This window comes from Tepidicaulis marinus (assembly GCF_000739695.1).
GTDB lineage: Bacteria > Pseudomonadota > Alphaproteobacteria > Parvibaculales > Parvibaculaceae > Tepidicaulis > Tepidicaulis marinus.
This window is the reverse complement of sequence record NZ_BBIO01000041.1, coordinates 1-3,886: the sequence shown is the minus strand read 5'-3', so window position 1 is coordinate 3,886 and position 3,886 is coordinate 1. Positions and strand designations below refer to the sequence as shown.

Annotated in this window: 2 protein-coding genes; both read right to left on the bottom strand. The window is 66.7% G+C overall.

Annotation, left to right across the window (positions count from 1 at the left end; all coding sequences use genetic code 11):
* Positions 1–722: hypothetical protein (locus M2A_RS16865; protein ID WP_045449912.1), on the bottom strand; the 722-nt coding region annotated here is incomplete at its 3' end.
* On the bottom strand, positions 722–3,886 hold a 3,165-nt coding region (locus M2A_RS16860; protein WP_045449911.1), incomplete at its 5' end, for a phage tail protein. The genes M2A_RS16860 and M2A_RS16865, both read right to left, overlap by 1 nt.

The window sequence follows — 3,886 nt, the reverse complement described above, 5'->3', positions numbered from 1 at the left end:
CCGCACCTGACCAGCTGACTGGTCGGCGAGGTCTGCCACTCGATGTTGCCGACGATCCGGACCTTCGTCACCCCGGCGGGAATGGTCAGGCGGGAGGGCTGGCCGGCATCCCAAAATGCGTCGCTGTCGTACTCGGCGGTTTGCCATGGCACGGCGACGTAGACGCCGGTCGTCGCGACGCTGAAATTGGTCGAGCGTCGCAGCAGCGCACCACGGAAGGGCAGCAGAGCGCGGTTGTAGACGCCGACACCTGTGGCGCCCCACGCGGCTCCGTCGAACTGGAGCACGTCGCCATTGGCGGCGCCGGCGATGAAGACGTCGGTGAGATCACCCAATGCGCCAGCGCCACCGCCGACACCGTAGAGATCGCCGCCATTGCCCTGAACCAGCACCGTCGCGCCCGGAACGATGACGACCTCCGCGCCGGAGCCCGCATATTTGGCGCGAACGTCCTGGCCGCCATTGGTGGCGTTTCGGATCGCGAGCCGCCGGTGATTGGCGGGCAGTGTCAGGGTTCGGGAGGCCGTCAGCGTGCCGGTGAGGATGATCAGACCGTTACGGTTGGCTTGGGTGCCAGTCAGCGTCAGGTTGGCGTCGGCCATCGCCACCGACAGTGCCTGATTCATGGCGTTGTCGAGGGCATCGACCGCGTCGTTGATCGTGACCTCTTTCTGGTTCTGGGCGGCCGCGACATGGGTCACGGCCAGATTGGGGCTGGGCATCAGTTGATCTCCAAGGTGACGGTGCGCGGGAAGCCGCGGGCTGCGACGGCGCTGATCTGGAAGACGGCGACGGTCAGGGACGACGGGACCACACCGAAGTCGGCGAGGATGTCGGCATTGGCGTAGACGACGTTCGGGCTCGTCGCGGTGAGCGTCCGCTTCACCGCGCCGCCCGGGGTGGAGAGGATGTCGATCTCGTAGGCCTCGGAGGTCTCGCCGAGCGGTACGAGGCCGGTGCCGTCCCTCAACTCGCCACCGATCCGGGTCCGCCGGACCCATGAAAGGCTGATGTTGGCCGGACTGCCGGTCAGAGCCGCCTGCACGTTCCAGGGCGCGTAGGGCTTGAGGTCTCGGCCGGTGTGGCTAGCGATCAACGTTTCCGCATCCTCGAAGATCGTGCCGAAGCCGACCGCTCTCCAGGACCGGGGGAGACCGAGATCGCCGAGCGAGGTGACCACGGTCTCGACATCGTCGGGGTCGAGGAGGACAAACAACTCACCGGCCTCGTGCCCCACCACGAAGACATCGGTGCCACGTCGGCCACGCAAAAGCCCGGACAGGGTGTATGAGCCGTCAGGGTTGAGCGTCACGTTGCGGAACTGGATGATCTCGGGCTCGCCGTTGGCCTTGAGGACGAGGGCCGCGTTGGCGCCGCTAAGCATCGAGTCCTGGGTGACACTCTCCAGCCGTTCGCCGCCGGTGGTCATGAACACCGTGAGGCTGTTCGTCTCATCGGTCGCGAACGGGGATGTCGGCGTGCCAAGGGCATTCGCCGTGGCGCCCCAGGCCGCCTCGCTCAAGGATCGCCCGACCTGCGCCCACGCCGTGCCGTCGGCGCTCCGGTAGAGAGAGGCGCCGGGCCAGCCCGGGCCTCCAAAGCCGCCCATGAGGTAGTAGACCCGCGACCCCGACCCGCCGGTGTCATCGGTGTCGCGCAGTAGCGGAACGTCCGGCAGGATCAGCCGCGTCGCGGCCTGACTGCCGACGAGCTGTACCGGTTTGCCGGAGCCGCCATCGGCAGCCACGTTGGAGACGTAGGTGGCGGCAGCCTCCGAAACCCCTTTCACGGCGAGCGAGAAATCGGCCCCGACATCGAGACGGGTGATGCGGGTCCGGAAGGTCGAGCCCGACTCGAAGACCACGTCCACGACATCGGTCGGATCGAGGCGCAGCCAGTCGGCCGGTAGTTCTGCTTCGTACGCGCTGCGTTCGATCCAGGCGCTGTAGAGCGTCTTGGCGGCGATCTGCTTGGCCGTCGTCGCGTCCAGCGCAAGGGCCAGCTCCACGCTGGACTGGTTGCGCGAATGCATGGTCGGCAGCGGCAGGGATGTGCGCTTTTCGCTCTGCGTGCCCTGCTGGTAGTCGGCGCCGCGATCCATGTAGACGACGCTGACCCGTTCCGGCAGCTCGACCTCTTGCGTGCGACGCTCACGCCAGCTTTCGCCGGTCCGCTCATCCAGCGGCAGCAGAAGATCCGCGTCGATGGTCGCGGCGGGCGGTCGTCCCCGCGTCCGGAACCGCAGGGCATCGTCGCTTTCCGCAGCGTCGAAGAAATACGCCTGTGCCAGCGGCTCGATCGCGCCTCGCACGGTGGTCTGCCGCCCGATGACATAGCCGGGAACCGTCGCCCCGAGATCGGCGACGTCTATGTCGGAAAGACCAAGGCCGGCACGGGCGCAAAGGTCGGAGACGATGCCGGAGAGCGTCTCTCCACCACCGCCGCCGCGATTGAGGAAGAGCTTCACCCAGCCTTGGCTGCCGCGGACCAGATGCGTGTCGGTGACGGCATCGTAAACCTGAGCACCGCCTTCGCTGACCGCACCCGGCCAGATCTCATCGAGAACAAGAGCGCCCGTGGCGGTGTCCAGCTGGATGACGCGCGTGCCCCGCATCAGCGTCCAACGCTGCCCGCGCAGGCGGCACTGACCGTAGTAGGGCCCTTCGTAGTTGATCTGGATCGGAACGACCGTCTTCCAGACGATGCCAGTGTCGCTGCGCCATTTCAGCGTATAGATCGCGCCGGGCGATCCCCCGTTCGAGATGCGCGCCTGAAAGATGACGCTGTCGTCGGTCGTGTCGTAGGTGAGCCCGCCCGCGCTGCCGTAGAAGCCGGTGGCGCCGCTCTCGACATCCGAGGCTGCGAAGGTGGCGACCTTCTCGAAGGTGACGCCGAGGGATTGGCCGGTGAGGCCGTCGTACCCTGCCAGCGCGGAGACCCGCAGACGATAGAGGCCGAGGCTTCCATGGTTCGTGCTCGTCCCGCTGCTGAGGATCCAGCCATCCCCGAAGCCTTCGCCGACCGCACCACCAATGACGCCCCGAACGCGAGGCTCGGTGACGCTCTGCCCGGCGCCCCAGACATAGCCCATGGTGTCGGCGCGGATGAGTCCGACGTCGTCGAAGAGCGATCCGGTGAGAACGAAGTCGACCCGGCCAGAGGGGCCGTAAGCGGAGACCATCCCCATCCACGTCGTGGCGACGAACCGCAGCGTCGAATTGGTTAGGCCGCTGCTGGTGGAGCCAAAGCGGCCGACTTCCTTGAGGGCGTTCGGCTCGATGCGCAGAATCGGGCGTGAGTTGCTCGATCCGGTCACGACGTAGAGGTGACCGTCCTCGCCGCAGAACAGCGTGCTCGGGAAGTTGTTCGGCGCGACGCCCGTGATGTCCGTCATCCGCGCCTGGCGGTCTTCTTTCATGGTCCGCAGGCTGAAGCGGCGGATCCCGGCCTCAGCGGCGTTGACGTCGCTGTCCAGGAAGTAGCCGTATCCGCGCCGCCAATCGACGGCCAGGTCGTCGATCTGGTAGGTCCCGAAATATCCGCCTTCGCCCGTCGTGATGAAATCGAGCAGCTGGTAGGGCTGCTGAGCCGCCCGCTGGTAGGTGATCTCGGCCGTGATGTTCGGGATGCGGTTGCCAAAGTCCGCAAGCGCCAGGTCTTCGAAGACGATGGTGGCAAGACCCCGATGGGCGGGCGCACGGCCCGCGCCGACGTGCGTTTCGATCAGCGGATCGGCCAGCTGATCCTCTGTCCCCGAATGGAAACGGAACTTGAGATCGGGTTTGGCGACGTCGGGGCTCGCGCCGGTCTTGTCGTAGATGAGTTTTCCGTCCGCCCAGATCCGAAGCACGTCCTCGGCCGGCCCCTCGCCGAAGCTGAGCGCGAA